Source organism: Pseudarthrobacter sp. MM222 (genome assembly GCF_947090775.1).
Taxonomy (GTDB): Bacteria; Actinomycetota; Actinomycetes; order Actinomycetales; family Micrococcaceae; genus Arthrobacter.
Genome location: NZ_OX352321.1, coordinates 568,551 through 584,475 on the forward strand (window position 1 = coordinate 568,551; position 15,925 = coordinate 584,475).

Genomic DNA, 15,925 nt, shown 5'->3' on the forward strand with positions numbered 1-15,925 from the left:
TAAGCAGGATGAGTACTTCTGAACAGCAGGCCACAGCAACCGCATATTGGACCGTCGGACCCGAAAAAGGTGAACTCCGGCGCGAGGACCTGCCCGCCCCCGGGCCGGGCGAAGCCCTCGTCCGCACCCTGTGTTCGGGCATCAGCAAGGGCACGGAACTGGTCGTCCACCACGCGCGCGTGCCGCCATGCGTGGCCGAGGAAATGGCGGCCCCCAACCAGGAAGGCTCCTTTCCCGGCCCGGTGAAATTCGGCTACCTCTCCGTCGGCGTCGTCGAGGAGGGCCCGGACGAGTTACTGGGCAAGACAGTCTTCTGCCTGTACCCGCACCAGGACCGCTACGTGGTCCCGGCAGAGTCGCTCACCGTCGTCCCCGACGGCGTCCCGGCCCGGCGTGCGGTGCTCACCGGAACCGTGGAAACGGCCGTCAACGGGCTATGGGAAGCCGGACCCCGCCTGGGTGACCGCGTCGCCGTGATCGGTGCCGGACTCGTCGGTGGCATGGTGGCCAAGCTCCTCAGCGACTTCCCGCTGGGGCGGCTGCAGCTGATCGACGTCGACCCGGACAAGCGTTCCTTCGCGGAGACCCTCGGAGTCGAGTTCAGCCATCCCGACGACGCCCTGCCGGACTGCGACATCGTGATCCACTGCTCGGCGTCCCAGGCAGGCCTGGAGCGGAGCCTCCAGCTGGTGGGCGACGAAGGCGAGATCATCGAGATGTCCTGGTACGCCGACCAGAATGTCACGCTGCCGTTGGGGCAGGACTTCCACGCCCGGCGGCTCTCTCTCCGTGCCAGCCAGGTCGGTGTGGTGGCCCGCGCGCGCCGCCACCGCCGCACCAACGCGGACCGGCTCCAGCTTGCCGCCTCCCTGCTGAGCGACCCCGTCTTCGACGCGTTCCTCACCGGGTCCTCCACCTTCGGAGAGCTTCCCGACGTCGTCCAGCGGCTTTCCGACGGCAGCCTGGACGCGCTCTGCCACGTCATTGAATACCCGGCCGTTGACAACCCTGCCCTTGGACACGGTGCCAGCGATTCCACTCCTACAGAAGCCACGAGGTAACCCGTGTTCAGCCTGACCGTCCGCCGCAACTTCATGATCGCTCACAGCCTTCCCCGCCCGGCCTTCGGCCCGGCCCAGGGCATGCACGGGGCCACCTTTGTCACGGAGGTGACCTTCCGTCGTCGCGCCCTGAACGAGGATTCGATCGTGCTGGACATCGGCGAGGCCGGCGAGGTGCTGGATTCCATCCTCGAGGGCCTCAACTTCAAGAACCTCGACGAGCACCCGGACTTCGCAGGAAGGCTCAGCACCACAGAGGCCCTGGCCCAGTACGTGGCCGACGCAGTGGCAGCGAAGATCCGCGCGGGCCAGGACGGCCGCGAGCTGGCCGGGCTGGACGTCACCCTCCGCGAAACGCCCGACGCCTGGGCCAGCTATTCGGTCGACTTCGACGCCAGCTAGGACCCTCGGTGCAGGCCTCGGCCCTCCGCCTCCGGCTGGTGGTGCCCGGCAATGTCCGGCATAACTCCGGCGGGAATGTCTACAACTCCGCCCTCGCCCGGGAGCTCGCCGCCCAGGGTGTTGAGGTGGAGATCTTCCCGCTCGACGGCGATTGGCCGGGCGGGAGCCGGGAGGACCGACGGCGGCTTGCCGCTGCCCTGCGCTCCGCCGGAACGCACGACGACGGCGCGCACCCAGCCGGCAGCCCCGGTGCCGGCCGCTGGATCACGCTGGTCGACGGGCTGCTCGCCTGCGGGGCGCCGGAGGAACTCGCGGCCGCGGCCGCCGCCGGCCGGCCGGCCTGGATCCTGCTGCACATGCCGCTCGAGGATCCCGAACTGGAACGACGGGCGCTCCGGGAAGCGGCCGGGGTGATCTGCACCAGCAGTTCAGCGGCGGCCGGGCTCCACGCCCGGCACGGACTCGACGGCATCACGGTCGCACTCCCGGGCACTGTGCCCGCCCCGCTTGCCAACGGTTCGAAACCGCCTCACCTCCTGGCCGTGGCCGCCCTGCTGCCCAACAAAGACCAGTCCTTGCTGCTCGACGCTCTGTCCCTGCTCACCGGGCTGCCATGGACGGCGGCCCTCATCGGCTCCGACTCCGCCGACCCCATCTACGCCGCACAGCTCCGGGCATCCGTCGGCCGGCTGGGGCTGCAGGGCCGCGTCAGCATTCCGGGCGAACTGCGGGGCCGGGAACTGGAGGCCCAATGGGCCAGCGCGGACCTCAGCTTCCTCATCTCCAAAGCGGAGACCTACGGACTGGTCGTTCCGGAATCGCTTGCCCGCGGCATCCCCGTGGTGGTGCGTGCCGGCACCGGGGCCGTGGAGGCGCTCGCGGCCGGGACACCGGAACGCCAGAAGCCGGGCATCTTCCCGGGCGCACCGGCAGCCGGGTCGGGCACCCTGCCGGGCACCGCCGTCGCACTCGGCACGGACCCGTCCGTGCTCGCCGACGTCCTGCGCCGCTGGCTCACCGACCCGGCGCTCCGCGCCCGCTGGCGGTCATCCGCCGTAAGCGCGCGGGACCGCTTGCCCGGCTGGGATAGCACCGCCTGGACCGTGCTCCAAGCCCTGCGCGCAGGACTGCCCGCGAAGAACCCGGAGAGTAGCCCGGGAGCCACTTAGGGGTTGCCCGCAGCCCAGCCCGGCGGAATTGGCGGCGGCAGATGATTCCCCTGCCGGAGCTGCTGGTGGACAATGACCCCATGACGCCAGAGCCGTTGACCGCGCAGACTCCGACCGCGAACATTCCCCCGGCCCGGACGCTCACGCCCGACCGGCTCCGCGCCTGGGCCTGGCACAAGCAGGGCCTGGACGGTTCCCTCGCCGGCAGCACCGCGGAAGAGGTCTTCGCGCGGGCCGGCTGGGCGCGTTCCGTGGGCGGCGCAAACCCCTACCTGACGCTCTTTGCCCGCGCGGGCATCCGCCGGGATCAAGTGGACGCCGATGTCCTCGCCCGCCGGATCCTGGAACTGCCGGCGGCGCGCGGCTGTACCTATGTTCTGGGCCGCGAGGACTTCGCCTGGGCCCTCAAGCTGGGCAAGGATGCCGCCGAGGCTATCCGGGTGCTTGGCAGGCTCGGCGTTGACCGCGGCGAAATCACGCTCCTGGAGGAACAGGTCCTGCACACCCTCACCGAAGCCGGTGTTCCCCTGGACCCCCGGCAGCTGAAGGACGAGCTTGGTGACTCGGTCCGCAACCTCGGTGAAGAAGGCAAAAAGAAGGGCGCCACCACCACCCTTCCCACCGCCCTCGGCATCCTGCAGTCACAGGGGCGGATCCGCCGGGTCCCCACCAATGGGCGCCTCGACCAGCAGCGCTATGGCTACGAGCTGTGGAACCTGCCGGCCAGCCCCCTGGCCGACGATGAAGTCCGCGTCGAACTGATCCGCCGCTACCTGGGCTGGACCGGCGGGGCCACGCTCAAGCAGTCGCAATGGTTCACGGCCTTCACCGTGGCGCAGAGCAAGGCGGCGCTGGCCGCTGTTGGCGCCGTCGAGGTGCCCACCGCGCTGACTGACGCCGGGGGCGGCGGGCTGTGGATGTTGCCCGACGACGTCGGACGCCTGGCCGTTTTCGAAGAACCGGCCGAGGAACAGATCCAGCTGCTCGCCGGCACCGATTCGCTGGTGCTGCTGCGCCGAAACGCTGCGGAACTGCTGGCGGAGGAAGGCCCTGAAGGGGAGAAAATCGACAGACAGGTCGTGGCTTCGCTGGCGCTGCAGGCGGACCTGCCGGACCACCCGATTCTTGACCGGGGCCGGATTATCGGCCTGTGGCAGTACGAACCGGGGGAGGAGCGGATCGTGCCCTGGCTCTTCCACGGCCCGACGCCGGCCGTGATCCGGCGGATCGCCGAGGTGGAGGCCTGGATCCGCGAGGATCTGGGCGACTTCCGCGCCTTCAGCCTCGATTCACCGGCCTCGCGGCAGAAACGGATCGACGCCCTGGCCGAGTCGGCCGCCGCACGGTCCGCGGCCGTGGGTAAGTAAACCGGCAGACAGGGGGAGAGCCGTGCGGGTCCGAGGATCAGTTGCCGCGGTGGCCGGCGAAGAAGTCCCAGAGCAACGCCGCGCACTCGGGCTCCCGGACCCCGGCATACACTTCCACCCAGTGGTTGAGCCGGCGCTCGCGAAGAATGTCGAACACCGAACCGGCGGCCCCGGCCTTCTCGTCCCAGGCGCCGAACACCACCCGCGGGATCCTGGCCAGCACCACCGCCCCCGCGCACATGGCGCAGGGCTCCAGCGTCACCACCAGGCTGCAGTCCTCCAGCCGCCAGCCGTCATCGCGTTGCCCGTCCTGGGCGCGCCGTTCGCGCAGCCGGGCCGCTGCCTCCCGAATAGCTACCATCTCCGCGTGCGCCGTCGGGTCCCCGAGCGCCTCCCGTTCATTCCGGCCGGAACCGAGGACCGAGCCGTCGGGTCCGATCACGACGGCGCCGATCGGCACATCGTCGGTGGCCAGAGCGCTGCGTGCTTCGGCGAGGGCAAGGCCCATCCATTCGGCATGGCGCGGCTCCGGGGAAGTCATGGCTCAATGATAGTTTCGACCCTTAGCAAGCTGTGCAACACAAAAGAGTGGAGAGGCAGCCGTGAGCACCCGAACTGAGACCTGGCTGACGCAGCGCTGGGGAAAATGGGTGGTGCCGTACGCCGCCCTTTGGATCACGATGCTCATCGGCGGCGTGGTGGTGGTGGTCCTGGCCCTGTGGAGCGCGGAGGTCTACGACAACGTGGTGGACGATGCCGGTCTGGCCAACCTGGACAAGCCCACCCTGGCGTTCATGGAACAGCTGCGCAGCCCCGGACTGGACTCCTTTGTCACCGGCTTCACCAACATCGGCGGCGGCATCGGCATGCCCATCCTGGCCAGCATCCTCACGGCCTGGCTGATCTGGTCCTCCCGGACCTGGCGGCCGCTGATCCTGATCGGAGGCGCCGCCGCGGTGTCCACTACAGCCACCACGCTGGGCAAAAGACTGATCGGCCGGAACCGTCCGGACCACACCGACGCGGTGCCCCCCTATGAAAGCTCGCCGTCGTTCCCCAGCGGGCACACCCTCAACACCACGGTGGTGATCGGGCTGGTGGTGTACCTCGCCTGCCTGCAGGTGAAACAGACAATCACCCGCGTGGGCCTGATCGCGGCGGGTGCGATCTTCATCGGCGCGATGGGAATGAGCCGGGTTTACCTGGGCCATCACTGGATGACGGACGTCATCATGGGGTGGGTGCTGGGGCTGGCATGGGTGGGGATCGTAGTCCTGGCCCACCGGCTCTTCCACGCCCTGCGGCACCGGGAACATACCGGCCCGGCACCCACGTTTGACCACCCAGCCCACCTCCACGACGGCGAAACGGCGGCCAGTAACAGCCCGAGCGGCAGCCGTCCTCCCGAAACGGACGACGCCGATTCGCCGGGTCCCGCGGGCAGATCCCCGGCGGCCGGGTGATAGTTTTGACCAATGCGCACTCTCGTTGTCGACCACCCGCTGGTCGCCCATAAGCTCACCGTTCTGCGGGACAAGAACACCCCGTCCCCGGTCTTCCGCCAGCTCACGGAAGAGCTCGTCACGCTGTTGGCGTATGAGGCAACCCGTGAGGTGCGCACCGAGCCCGTCACCATCGAGACGCCGGTCAGCACCACCATCGGCACGGCCTTCACCAAGCCCACGCCGCTGGTGGTTCCCATCCTCCGCGCCGGACTCGGCATGCTCGAGGGCATGACCAAGCTGGTCCCCACCGCCGAGGTCGGGTTCCTGGGCATGGCCCGGGACGAGAAAACGCTGGACATCATCACCTACGCCGAGCGGCTCCCCGAGGACCTTACGGACCGCCAGATCTTCGTCCTGGACCCGATGCTGGCCACCGGCGGAACCCTGCGCGAGGCCATCAAGTTCCTCTTCAAGCGCGGGGCCTCCGACGTCACTTGCATCTGCCTGCTCGCCGCCCCTGAAGGGCTGGCGAAGCTGGAGGAAGAGCTCGCGGACGCCAACGTGACCATTGTGCTCGCGTCGATCGACGAGAAGCTAAACGAGAAGTCGTACATCGTGCCCGGCCTGGGCGACGCCGGCGACCGCCTCTACGGCATCGCCGGCTAGCCTCCGGAGCACAGGGACCGCCGGCACTCCACACCCTGCCGTCCCCTTCCGGAATGCCATGGCCCGCGCTAGCCTGTGGGCCATGGACTGGAAACTTGAACTCGTGTTCGTCCCCGTGTCCGATGTGGACCGTGCCAAGGACTTCTACGTCAACAAGGTCGGCTTCAACGCCGACTACGACGAGAGGCCCATGGATGGCATCCGCTTCGTCCAGCTGACCCCGCCGGGCTCCGGCTGCTCGATCGCCATCGGCGAGGGCCTCAACGACGCGCCGCCCGGCACCGCCCCCAGCCTCCAGCTCGTCGTCAGCGACATCCAGGCCGCACACAAACAGCTCAAGGACAACGGCGTGGACGTCAGCGACGTCGATGTTCAGGAGTGGGGGCATTTCGTCTATTTCGCCGACCCCGACGGCAACAAATGGGCCGTGCAGTACATCCCCAACCGCCCCAACGGCTAGCGGCCCAACGGCTAGCGGCCCTGCGGGAGCGGGCCGCGGGCAAGGGCCGTACGCAGTTCGGGGACCGGGATCCGGCCGGCCGCCAGGTCCCGGCCCAGTCGGGCCATGCCATGCAAGTCGCTTAGCGCTGTCTGGAAGACGTCAACGCTGGAGTCCGGATCTTCGGCCCAGTCCACCGGAACTTCATGCACCCGCAGCCCGCATCGTTCCGCCAGCACCAGCAACTCCGTGTCGAAGAACCAAGCGGTGTCCAGGGTGTGCGGGAGAATCCTCTGGGCCACATCGGCGCGAATGGCCTTGAAACTGCAACGGGCGTCGCTGAAGTGGGCGCGCAGGAAGGAACGCAGCAGGACGTTGTAGCTACGCGAGATGAACTCGCGCCCGGCGTCGCGGATGACCCTCGAATTTCGGCTAAGCCGGGTGCCGATGGCTAGGTCCGAATGGCCCGAAATAAGCGGGGCGAGCAGGGGAGCCAGAGCCGACAGGTCGGTGGAAAGGTCCGCGTCCATATACGCCAGAACCGGCGACGGCGATCCCAGCCAGACCGTCCGCAACGCATTTCCCCGGCCCTTCTCTGCCAGATGGACCGCGGTGACTTCGTGCAACTCCCGCGCGACGCGTTCCGCGGCCCGAAGGGTGCCGTCAGTGCTCGCGTTGTCAGCGACGGTGATCCGAAAGCTGTGCGGAAACGACTCGCCCAGATGCGCATGCAGGCGACGCAGGCATTCTTCAAGGTCCCGCTCCCCGTTGTGGACCGGGATGGTCACATCCAGCAGCGGCACGGCGTTGCCGGGCTGGATGGAGGCGCGCCGTGTGCCGAACCCGCTCTCCGGCCCCCGCCGGGAACCCGAAGCCGGAGCGAGGGCCATGGCAGCCAGGCCGGCCGCCGTCGTCATGTCATGCGGCAGGGTTTCTGTGGCCTGGTCGGTGAACGTCATGGCTCAACTGTGGCGGTGGTCCTTATGAGGGCTTTAGCGCAGGGCTGTGCTGGTGCTGTGCAAGTGGAGCGGTGCCGGCCCGTTACGCAGGAACGCCCCGGATCGCGGGGATCCGGGGCGTTCTGTTGCTGCTGCGTAGGGGTAGTGCCTGGCGGCTTAGTACCAGTTGTGCGCGTAGTGGAAGTTCAGGGCTCCGCAGGGAGAGCCGTACCGCTGCTTGACGTAGTTGAGCCCCCAATTGATCTGGGTCCGGTAATTCGTCAGGTAGTCCGCGCCGGCACTGGCCATCTTCTCGGCGGGCAGGGACTGGACCACGCCATAGGCGCCGCTGCTGGCATTCGTGGCGGTGGTCTTCCAGTCGGACTCCTTGGTCCAGAGCTTCGCCAGGCACTGCATCTGGTCGGCGGCCCAACCGTAGGAGCCCAGCTGGGCTGCGGCGTAGGCCTGCGCGCCGGCGGGGTCGTCGACGGCAACGGGCTTCGCCGCTTCCGGCGCCGGCGCCGGCGCAGGCGCAGGAGCGGGCGCTGGTGCCGCGGCCGCCGCAGGAGCGGCGGCAGGCGCGGCTTCGGCAGCGGGCGCCGGCGTTACGGCCGGCTCCTCTTCCGCGGGCAGGGCTTCGACGCTGGCCGGCGACGGCGCTGCCGAAGCTGAGGGTGCGGATGTAGGTGCCTCGGCGCGGACCCGGTCGAAGTCGAGGAGAGCCAACGGGTTGGCCGCGATGCCGGACGCGGCCGAGTTGCCGGCAGTGGTGTGGCTGGACTCCGCGGCCTGTCCGGCCGCGCCAACTCCGAGGAGGACCGCGCAGGCCGTGGCGACCACGGCGGCGCGGCGCCCGGTGTGACCGACGCCCCTGGCAGACCGGGACCATACCGAGACGGGCTTGGCTGACTCGGCGCGGTGGCGCGAATGGGCGCGGCGGGGTTTGCCTGCTGCGCCGTCAGGGCGCGTTTGTACCTTGAATTCAGTCATGATGCCTCTCAACGCCTACGGAGTTAGCTGTCGGGTGCGGATGAGAAATCCGGCCGCACGGATACTCACGTGTCGGCTTAACCCCAAGGGTGCTTGGATGCTGGCTGCCCGGGAACTCTGGGTTCCCCGCCTCTGCCTGGTCCAGCATATTCCGGGACGCGGCAGAGTTTGGCGTCCGTCCGGATATGCGGCTCCAGTTCCGGCCGCACTCTATCGACCGTACAGGAGTTTCACGCTGAAGTCACATTTTGGTAACGGAAGGGTGCGGCGTCGGAGCGTCGTCTTGCGCTTTTGTGGTCGCTGGGGCCGGGGCCGTACGGCGGTACTGAGCTAGGATTCCCGCGGGCCTCCGGGGAGCCGCACGGCAAACTCGGTACGGCCAGGGCGGGAGGTGACTTCGACGGTGCCACCGTGCGCTTCTACAATCGACTGCACAATCGACAGGCCAAGCCCGCTGGTCCCCTCGGCCGTGGGTGCCGCGGCCATGGTTCGAGCCCCGGGTCCGCCCGCCGTCCCGGACCCGACGAACCCGTCAGCCGCCGTCGTCGCCGGGTTTTTCCGGGCGGCATCCGCCCGGGCGAAGCGTGAAAAGACCTGGTTCAGGAATTCGGCGGGGATCCCTTCGCCGTCGTCGGTCACCGTGACCACCGCGCTGCCGTCGGCCGAACGCATCACACCCGTGACCACCGTCGTCCCGGGAGCGGTGTGCTTGCGTGCGTTGGACAGCAGGTTCGCCAGTATCTGGTGGAGCTGAGCGGACTCGCCGCGGACCACCACCGGTTCCTCCGGGAGCTCCAGCCGCCAGGCGTGGTCTGGCGCCATGACCTTTTCGTCGCTGACCGTTTCGATCGCGAGCTGGGTCAGGTCCACGTCGCTGAGTTTGAGCGGCTGTCCTTCGTCCAGGCGGGCCAGCAGCAGGAGGTCCTCCACGAGGGCTGTCATCCGCTCGGACTGGCTTTGCACCCGCGCCAGGGACTTCGCACCGTCGGGCGTGAAGTGCTCGGTCATCCGCATCAGTTCGGTGTAACCGCGGATGGCTGTCAGCGGGGTCCGCAGCTCGTGCGAGGCGTCCGCCACAAACTGGCGCACCTTCATTTCGCTGGTCTGCCGGGCCTCCAGCGCGCTCGAGACGTTGTCCAGCATCTGGTTGAGGGCGTACCCCACGCCCCCCACCTCGGTGCCGGGGTGCGCGGCCGACGCCGGAACGCGCACCGCGAGGGCAACCTCGCCGGCGTCGAGCGGGAGGCGGGAGACCTTGGTAGCCACCTCTGACAGCTGTTCGAGCGGCTTCATGGTCCGGCGGATCAGTGCCGTGCCGGCCAGACCGATCACGACCAGGCCGCCGGCGGACACCACCACCATGGTCCAGATCAGCGACGCCAGGGTGTTCTGCTTTTCCGCCAGTGGGAGCCCGGTGACAATCACGTCCCCGTAGGGAGCCTGCACGGCGGTGAGCCGGTACGCGCCGGAGGAAAGCGTACGGTCAACGGGCGCGCTGTTGGGGGTGAGCGCGAGGAGGGCTTGCTCGTCGTCGGGCGAGAGGCTGTTCGGGGTGGCGTCTGCGGCGAGGAAGCCGGCACTGCTGACCGTGCTGCCGTCGATGCGGGCGGTCAGTGTGCCGATCCCTTGGCCTCTGGCTTCCAGGGGATTCGGCCTGCCGGCAGGGTTGCCGGTCGGGGGACGGCCCGCGTCGTTGGTGATCCGTGAAACCTGGCCGAGGCGGCCGTCGAGTTGGCGGGTCAGGAACGAATCCATGGAGGCATAGCTGAACAGCCCGATGGCACCGCAGATGGCCACCAGCAGCGCCATGGCCACCAGGACCAGCCGGGTGCGCAGGTGCCACGTTGCAGGGTCCCGCCAATTGCGCCCGGGCGAGCGGACCTTGCCGGAGAGGTTGGACACGGGTCAGTCCGCCGGCTTCAGGACGTAGCCGGCGCCCCGCACGGTATGGATCATCGGCGGGTGGTTGACGTCGATCTTCTTGCGGAGATAGGAAATGTACAGTTCGACTATGTTGGCCTGTCCGCCGAAGTCGTAATCCCAAACCCGGTCCAGAATCTGCGCTTTGCTGATGACGCGTTTCGGGTTCTCCATGAGATAGCGCAGCAGTTCGAACTGCGTTGCCGTGAGGTGCAATTCCTCGCCTGCCCGGGTGACGTCCCGGGTGTCGACATTGAGCACGAGGTCGCCGACCACGAGTTCCGCTGAGTCCATGGCCGCCACACCGGACCGCTGCACCAGCCGGTGCAGGCGCAACAGGACTTCCTCCATGCTGAATGGCTTGGTGACATAGTCGTCACCGCCCGCGGCGAGGCCGACGATCCTGTCGCGGACGTCATCCTTGGCGGTGAGGAACAGGGCCGGGACCCCCGGTGCGAAGGCCCGGATCCGGCCGAGCAGCTCGACGCCGTCGAACCCCGGAAGCATGACGTCCAGCACCAGCACGTCCGGACGGAAGTCTTTGGCGAGCTTGACGGCTTCGGGGCCGTCTGCGGCGACGGCCACGGACCAGCCAGCCATTCGCAGCCCCATGCTCATGAGCTCGGACAGGCTCGGTTCGTCGTCCACCACGAGCGCCCGGATGGGGGAGCCGTCCGGGTGGGTAAGTTGGGGAAGGTTGTTTGTCATGGAGTGCGAGGTGGCCATGGGACAACTCTCCGTTCTGCCGGTTAGGCGGGGCTTTGGGGATCCTGTGCGGCACCTGTGAATCCCAGCCTAGCGAGCTGGACGCTGCTGCGGGACGACGGCCGGCGGTGCCGCCAGCGGCACCGGGCAGGCGAGTTGAGCGGCGGGTAGCAGAGGCGCTGAGCGGCGGGCGCTCCCGGCGAACGCCCTCCGCCTCCGGGGTATTTTCCGGTCGGCCGCCAAGACCACCCTGTGGACAGTGGACATCCAATAGTCAGTAGGCGAGGGTTTTGCCAAAGCCTCAGGTTTTGCATGATCTTACGGAATAGGCCGGTCTCAACGAATGTTCTTCGGCGAAAGGCGCAAGGGGGATGGCTGGTCAGAAAAACTAGCTAGGTTTCTCCGCTCTGGCAGAATTGTGATCTCCACTACAATCAGCCGATTTGTCTCATCATGCGGACATGGCGGTCCTTTGTTACTTGCAAGTTCGCATTGTTACGTTGCACACTTCAATTGTGAACAAGAACTCAACAGCACCTGCAGCCGCAGCTTCCTGGATCAGCGCACCCGCTGTGTTCGAGATGCGCTGTTGTCGAATGCACGCCTAACTTTTACACCCCCGAGAGTTTTTAGGCATTCGCCCCAGCCCAGAGTCGGGCGCCCCTCCCCAGATTTCATTGCGGGGAAAGTAGCATTCGAGCCGCGATGACGGCCATTCACATTGAGGTAAGCATTCATGTCAGTTGCATCCGGATACGTCCACATCTCCGTCCGTAACGCCAGCAAGGCCGGTCAGCCCTCCGGAATCCGCCAGGGATTTGGTGGCGGACGGCCGTCCTTCGCTCCTGCCGGCCCCAACAACAGCTTCCCGGCCCCGGGGTATGTGGCTGAGGGCTACAACCCCAATTCCTATGGCCAGCTTCGCGCCGTTCCGGCTGCCCCGGCAACGGCTCCCACACCCGTGATCGCACCGGGCGGCGGCAGCGCCGTCCGTCCCGTCGCGAGCGACAACGTGGCCCGCGGCTTCGTGCTCTACATGGGCATCGATGAGGAAACGGCGGCAGCCGCCGGCACCTCCATTGCCAAGCTCGCCCAGGAGATCCGGGCCTACGCCCAGTCGCTCGTTTCCGGCGCGGAAAGCTACGCCGCCGTCGCCGTCGCGCCGGCCAGCGCCCAGGGTTCGGCTCTCGACGTCGTCCGTTCCACGTTCGGCGATCCGACCGTCGGTGCCCGCCAGCGTGCTGAGACGGCGCGCCTGCAGCAGCCGCAGGATCCCCGTCCCTCCGGCGTCCTCATCGACCTTGCCCGCCGAGAGGTCCACCTCGACGGCGAGTCCCTGAACCTCACGTTCAAGGAGTTCGAACTCCTGAATTACCTGGTGGAGAACGGCACCCGCACGGTGGGTCGCGACGAGTTGCTCGAAGGACTGTGGCGGAACGCCGAAGAAGTGCCCAACGAGCGCACCATCGACGTGCACATCCGCCGCCTGCGCTCCAAGCTGGGCCGTCTCGCCAACACTGTGCGCACGGTGCGTGGCCAGGGCTACCGCTTCTACGAGCACCCCGAAGTTGTCGTCTGGGCCGCTCCGGAATACTCGATCTAGCCTTAGTCTCACGTGGAGCGTCCGTCCCTCTTGCAGGGACGGGCGCTTTTCCGTTCCTCGGGCGCCCCGGCGGGCTATCCGGGCGGATCCGCGTCCATTTCCAGGGGACGCGTCAAGCTGAAGCGTTCGATGAGTTGGGGCAGCGAATTGAAGTCCATCTGGAGACCATAGCGCTGGGAAGCGTCAGCCATGCCCTCGAAGTCTGGCGCGGCACCATCAGGAAAGAACGCGCCGATTTCCTCGAAGTATTTCTCGAACCCTGCCGGCGAAATGATCTCCAGCACCCGGGCCTGCTCATCGCCGGCATTCCAGAAGGTATGCCATTGATTTCTCGGCTTTCGGACCAGCTCGCCAGGTCCGGCCTCGAAGACCTCCTCGCCGAGGAGGAAGCCGATTCGTCCGTGGGTGACCACCGTGAACTCGTCCTCGCGACTGTGCATGTGAAGTGGTGCCGCGAGTTCGCGCGCTGCGAGCAGGTGCTCAACGACGGAGAAGCCCTCCCCTGTTGTCGCTGCATCGAGAATCGTTCGGGCCGTCATGGCATCGCCGAACTGGACAAGAACACCTGCATCTTCGCCGACGGGCCCAAATTTTCGTTCACTCATGGACCCATGGTGCTCTCGCTTGGATTCCGGGGCAATGGGATGGCGCGTCGTGTTGGGGGCCGCGCTGCAGTGGGGGGCAGGCCGTGCGGCCGGCCTCCACGCCTCGGCCTCGAAGCTCCAGAGCTCCGGTGGCGCGCGTCCGTCGAATCCCGTCCCCACTAGGATTGGCTCATGAGCGCCCATCACATCAAACGGCTGGTCCTAATGCGCCATGCCAAGGCCGACTGGCCCGGGGGCATTGCGGACCACGAGCGGCCCCTCGAAGAGCGTGGACACCGGGACGCTCCGATAGCCGGGAAATGGCTGCTCAAGCACAATGTGATCCCTGATTTCATTCTTTGCTCCAGTGCGCTGCGGACCCGGCAGACCTGCACCTGGGTGTGCAATGAACTAGGCGACAAGGCCCCGACGCCGAAACTCGAGGACGGTCTCTACTCCGCCTCGGCGTTGCGGATGCTGACGGTCATCAACCACGTTCCGGACACCGTCACCACACTGATGGTGATCGCGCACATGCCCGGTGTGCAGGACCTTGCAATGCACCTTGCGTCCCGTGACTCGAACCATGATGCCTATATGGACGCAGCCACGCGCTTCCCCACCAGCGGCCTGACGGTGCTGGAGACGGAGAAGACCTGGGCCGAACTCGACGGCCAGGACGCCCGGCTGACGCACTTCAAGGTTCCCCGCGCCAAATAGCCCTCAACTGCGGGGCGCCGTAGCCGCCCGATCCATGGTCAGCGGACCGTTTCTGCGGTTTACTGATGCTGTCTACTCATCGGCTAAATGGTTCGAGAGAAAAGGTGGATCATCGTGGATTCTGGGCAGCTCATAGGGATCATTATTGGCGTCATCGTCGTGCTGGCGATCATCGCGGTGGCAGTCGTCCTTAGCCGCAAGCGCAAGGTGGACGCAAACCGGAACCGGGCCGTGGAGATGCGTGAGCAAGCCAAGGCCGACGAGCTGGGCGCCAAGGAGCGTGAGGCGAAGGCACTGCGCGCTGAAGCCGACGCGAAACAAGCGGAAGTCGAATCCGAACGCCTGCGCGAGGAGGCCCGCGGCACGCAGCAAGAGGCCGAGAGTGTCCGCGCCGACGTCGAGCAAAAACGGCGGAAGGCTGACGAACTGGATCCTGACGTGGTAACCACCAAAGGCGGCGAGAGGCAGTCCAAGAACGAGGTGCCCCGCGAAGGCGCTGCCGGTGAGGAACTGCGCCGGGACCGCGGCGCGAGGAACCATGTCGAGGGCGGCCCCGGCCCCCACCGGCCGGAGGATGATCAAACCCGCGGCGACAGGCCCCGTAATCTCTGACCGGCATTCCACGAAAACCCGGCTGCTCGGGCCTGACCTGCGACGCGAACAACCCGCCACAGAGAGCGCGGGGCGCCTGAAACAGGCATAGTGGCACTGTGAACCTTCGTCATTCTCTCCTGGCCCTGCTCGTCGCCGTGCTGTGGGGCCTGAACTTCGTCGCGATCGACCTTGGCCTGCACCCCGACGGTGCGGAGGTGCCTCCGCTGCTGTTCGTCGTGATGCGGTTCACGCTCGTGGTGATTCCGTGCATCTTCTTTATCCGGAAGCCGGACGTGAGCTGGAAGGCGATCGTCGGCGTCGGACTCTTCATGAGCGCCGGCCAGTTCGGCCTCCTCTACTTGGCCATGGCGCTCGGCATGCCGGCCGGACTCGCCTCCTTGGTGATACAGGCACAGGTCCTCCTGACCGTGCTGCTGGCTGCCGGCCTTCTCGGAGAACGGCCCAGCCGGGCGCAACTTGCCGGCGTCGTCATGGGCGTGGCAGGACTGGCTGTGGTGGCCGTCGGGCGAAGCCTGGCCGCCCCGGTACTGCCGCTCGTGATCGTGCTGGCCGCCGCCCTGTCCTGGGCCGCGGGAAACATCGTCGTCCGGAAGGCGAAGGCAGCCTCCGGGCTGGGACTGGTGGTCTGGTCCGGGGCCTTGGTGCCGCTCCCGTTGCTGGGGCTTTCACTCCTGCTGGACGGCCCGGCAGCGCTGTCCGCCGCCGTGGCGCAGTTGCAGCCCGTCACCTGGGTGAGCGCCCTGTACACCGCCGTGTTCGGTTCCCTGGTGGGTTACGGGATCTGGAACCGGTTGCTCGGGCTTTACCCGTCCTCGGCCGTCGTCCCGTTCACGTTGCTGGTCCCCGTCGTCGGCATGACGGCGGCGTGGCTGATACTCAGTGAGGTGCCGTCCATGGCCGAAGTGCTGGGTGGAGTGCTGCTGCTGGGCGGCGTCGCGACGGCGGTGCTGCGTCCCCGGCGTCCGGCCTGGCACACTCAGCGGCGGGTGGTTGTCCTCGCCGGTGGACGGGCCGGAGACGGGGCGGCCGACTTGGCCGGAGGTGACTTGGCGGCAGGCACCCTGGCGGCGGGCCGGGGCGTCGCCCGGGCCGTTGAAGTTCTGGACACAGCTGTCGTGGCGGCAGCGGCCCGCGGCGCCGGACGCGGGGATGTCCCAGCGGTTGCGCTCCTGGCAGCCGAGCCGCGGACAGATGTGCCCCGCGACGCCTGCCCCCTCGCGCCGGAGCGGGGGGCCGACGCCGGAGGGCGGGAGGCGTAGGCGCGGGCGGTTCCACGCCTGCCCGGCAGCACGGTCCCGGCG

General features: G+C 67.7%; 16 protein-coding genes, 1 pseudogene and 1 riboswitch. Of the genes and pseudogenes, 11 read left to right on the plus strand and 6 right to left on the minus strand.

Annotation, left to right across the window (positions count from 1 at the left end; all coding sequences use genetic code 11):
- The first annotated feature begins 8 nt into the window (after window positions 1-8).
- Genes OM977_RS02760 through OM977_RS02775 form a run of 4 tightly spaced genes read left to right on the plus strand, consistent with a single transcriptional unit; the run spans window position 9 to window position 3,999 of the window.
- A complete protein-coding gene (locus OM977_RS02760; protein WP_264356033.1) occupies window positions 9-1,061 on the plus strand; it encodes a zinc-dependent alcohol dehydrogenase in 1,053 nt (350 codons plus the stop codon).
- Between the two features lie 3 nt (window positions 1,062-1,064).
- Window positions 1,065-1,463 carry a 6-pyruvoyl trahydropterin synthase family protein gene (locus tag OM977_RS02765; protein ID WP_264356034.1) on the plus strand — a complete coding sequence of 133 codons (399 nt, stop codon included), beginning with the start codon at window positions 1,065-1,067 and terminating at the stop codon, window positions 1,461-1,463.
- 8 nt (window positions 1,464-1,471) lie between these two features.
- Entirely contained in the window at window positions 1,472-2,632 is a 1,161-nt protein-coding gene (locus OM977_RS02770; protein ID WP_264356035.1) for a glycosyltransferase family 4 protein, read from the plus strand.
- Window positions 2,633-2,673: 41 nt separating this feature from the next.
- Window positions 2,674-3,999: a DNA glycosylase AlkZ-like family protein gene (locus OM977_RS02775; RefSeq protein ID WP_333473996.1), complete on the plus strand. Its 1,326-nt coding sequence runs from the start codon at window positions 2,674-2,676 to the stop codon at window positions 3,997-3,999.
- Between the two features lie 37 nt (window positions 4,000-4,036).
- Here OM977_RS02775 and OM977_RS02780 read toward each other — a convergent pair whose 3' ends face one another.
- Window positions 4,037-4,540 (minus strand): nucleoside deaminase, encoded by a 504-nt coding sequence (locus OM977_RS02780; RefSeq protein WP_264356036.1) that lies wholly within the window; start codon window positions 4,538-4,540, stop codon window positions 4,037-4,039.
- A 61-nt stretch (window positions 4,541-4,601) separates the two neighbouring features.
- On the opposite strand from OM977_RS02780, the gene OM977_RS02785 reads away from it, so the two are divergent.
- The 3 genes from OM977_RS02785 to OM977_RS02795 all read left to right on the plus strand — a co-directional run bounded on the left by OM977_RS02785 (window position 4,602) and on the right by OM977_RS02795 (window position 6,570).
- Window positions 4,602-5,462 carry a phosphatase PAP2 family protein gene (locus tag OM977_RS02785; RefSeq protein WP_442960690.1) on the plus strand — a complete coding sequence of 287 codons (861 nt, stop codon included), beginning with the start codon at window positions 4,602-4,604 and terminating at the stop codon, window positions 5,460-5,462.
- Window positions 5,463-5,474: 12 nt separating this feature from the next.
- Window positions 5,475-6,110 carry a uracil phosphoribosyltransferase gene (gene upp / locus OM977_RS02790; RefSeq protein ID WP_264356037.1) on the plus strand — a complete coding sequence of 212 codons (636 nt, stop codon included), beginning with the start codon at window positions 5,475-5,477 and terminating at the stop codon, window positions 6,108-6,110.
- 82 nt (window positions 6,111-6,192) lie between these two features.
- Complete coding sequence (locus OM977_RS02795; protein ID WP_264356038.1) at window positions 6,193-6,570, plus strand: glyoxalase superfamily protein; 378 nt, start codon at window positions 6,193-6,195, stop codon at window positions 6,568-6,570.
- A gap of 11 nt (window positions 6,571-6,581) precedes the next feature.
- Here OM977_RS02795 and OM977_RS02800 read toward each other — a convergent pair whose 3' ends face one another.
- The 4 genes from OM977_RS02800 to OM977_RS02815 all read right to left on the minus strand — a co-directional run bounded on the left by OM977_RS02800 (window position 6,582) and on the right by OM977_RS02815 (window position 11,123).
- Window positions 6,582-7,508: a glycosyltransferase gene (locus OM977_RS02800; RefSeq protein WP_264356039.1), complete on the minus strand. Its 927-nt coding sequence runs from the start codon at window positions 7,506-7,508 to the stop codon at window positions 6,582-6,584.
- Window positions 7,509-7,664: 156 nt separating this feature from the next.
- Window positions 7,665-8,477, minus strand: a complete 813-nt coding sequence (locus tag OM977_RS02805; RefSeq protein ID WP_264356040.1) for a hypothetical protein — start codon at window positions 8,475-8,477, stop codon at window positions 7,665-7,667.
- Window positions 8,476-8,634, minus strand: a riboswitch (cyclic di-AMP (ydaO/yuaA leader). It overlaps the preceding gene by 2 nt.
- Before the next feature lie 173 nt (window positions 8,635-8,807).
- On the minus strand, window positions 8,808-10,379 hold the full coding sequence (locus tag OM977_RS02810) for a HAMP domain-containing sensor histidine kinase (RefSeq protein WP_264356041.1): 1,572 nt from the start codon (window positions 10,377-10,379) through the stop codon (window positions 8,808-8,810).
- 3 nt (window positions 10,380-10,382) lie between these two features.
- Window positions 10,383-11,123, minus strand: coding sequence for a response regulator transcription factor (locus OM977_RS02815; protein ID WP_264356042.1), 741 nt, complete (start codon window positions 11,121-11,123; stop codon window positions 10,383-10,385).
- A 715-nt stretch (window positions 11,124-11,838) separates the two neighbouring features.
- Between OM977_RS02815 and OM977_RS02820 the strand changes: the two genes are divergently transcribed.
- Window positions 11,839-12,705, plus strand: a complete 867-nt coding sequence (locus OM977_RS02820; RefSeq protein ID WP_264356043.1) for a winged helix-turn-helix domain-containing protein — start codon at window positions 11,839-11,841, stop codon at window positions 12,703-12,705.
- Window positions 12,706-12,779: 74 nt separating this feature from the next.
- Here the strand turns inward: OM977_RS02820 and OM977_RS02825 are convergent, their stop codons facing one another.
- Window positions 12,780-13,310 (minus strand): cupin domain-containing protein, encoded by a 531-nt coding sequence (locus tag OM977_RS02825; protein WP_264356044.1) that lies wholly within the window; start codon window positions 13,308-13,310, stop codon window positions 12,780-12,782.
- Between the two features lie 171 nt (window positions 13,311-13,481).
- Here OM977_RS02825 and OM977_RS02830 point away from each other — a divergent pair, with 171 nt between their 5' ends.
- The 3 genes and pseudogenes from OM977_RS02830 to OM977_RS02840 all read left to right on the plus strand — a co-directional run.
- Complete coding sequence (locus tag OM977_RS02830) at window positions 13,482-14,009, plus strand: SixA phosphatase family protein (protein WP_264356045.1); 528 nt, start codon at window positions 13,482-13,484, stop codon at window positions 14,007-14,009.
- A 114-nt stretch (window positions 14,010-14,123) separates the two neighbouring features.
- Window positions 14,124-14,621 carry a hypothetical protein gene (locus OM977_RS02835; protein WP_264356046.1) on the plus strand — a complete coding sequence of 166 codons (498 nt, stop codon included), beginning with the start codon at window positions 14,124-14,126 and terminating at the stop codon, window positions 14,619-14,621.
- Between the two features lie 98 nt (window positions 14,622-14,719).
- Window positions 14,720-15,697, plus strand: a pseudogene (locus OM977_RS02840) (EamA family transporter); the annotation flags it as partial.
- Window positions 15,698-15,925 lie beyond the last annotated feature (228 nt).

What these genes read in the sequence shown, in the direction of transcription:
- OM977_RS02760 (WP_264356033.1), top strand. Translation starts at nt 9, where the DNA reads ATGAGTACTTCTGAACAGCAGGCCACAGCAACCGCATATTGGACCGTC.
- OM977_RS02775 (WP_333473996.1), top strand. Translation starts at nt 2,674, where the DNA reads ATGATTCCCCTGCCGGAGCTGCTGGTGGACAATGACCCCATGACGCCA.
- OM977_RS02780 (WP_264356036.1), bottom strand. Translation starts at nt 4,540, where the DNA reads ATGACTTCCCCGGAGCCGCGCCATGCCGAATGGATGGGCCTTGCCCTC.
- upp (WP_264356037.1), top strand. Translation starts at nt 5,475, where the DNA reads ATGCGCACTCTCGTTGTCGACCACCCGCTGGTCGCCCATAAGCTCACC.
- OM977_RS02795 (WP_264356038.1), top strand. Translation starts at nt 6,193, where the DNA reads ATGGACTGGAAACTTGAACTCGTGTTCGTCCCCGTGTCCGATGTGGAC.
- OM977_RS02800 (WP_264356039.1), bottom strand. Translation starts at nt 7,508, where the DNA reads ATGACGTTCACCGACCAGGCCACAGAAACCCTGCCGCATGACATGACG.
- OM977_RS02805 (WP_264356040.1), bottom strand. Translation starts at nt 8,477, where the DNA reads ATGACTGAATTCAAGGTACAAACGCGCCCTGACGGCGCAGCAGGCAAA.
- OM977_RS02815 (WP_264356042.1), bottom strand. Translation starts at nt 11,123, where the DNA reads ATGGCCACCTCGCACTCCATGACAAACAACCTTCCCCAACTTACCCAC.
- OM977_RS02820 (WP_264356043.1), top strand. Translation starts at nt 11,839, where the DNA reads ATGTCAGTTGCATCCGGATACGTCCACATCTCCGTCCGTAACGCCAGC.
- OM977_RS02825 (WP_264356044.1), bottom strand. Translation starts at nt 13,310, where the DNA reads ATGAGTGAACGAAAATTTGGGCCCGTCGGCGAAGATGCAGGTGTTCTT.
- OM977_RS02830 (WP_264356045.1), top strand. Translation starts at nt 13,482, where the DNA reads ATGAGCGCCCATCACATCAAACGGCTGGTCCTAATGCGCCATGCCAAG.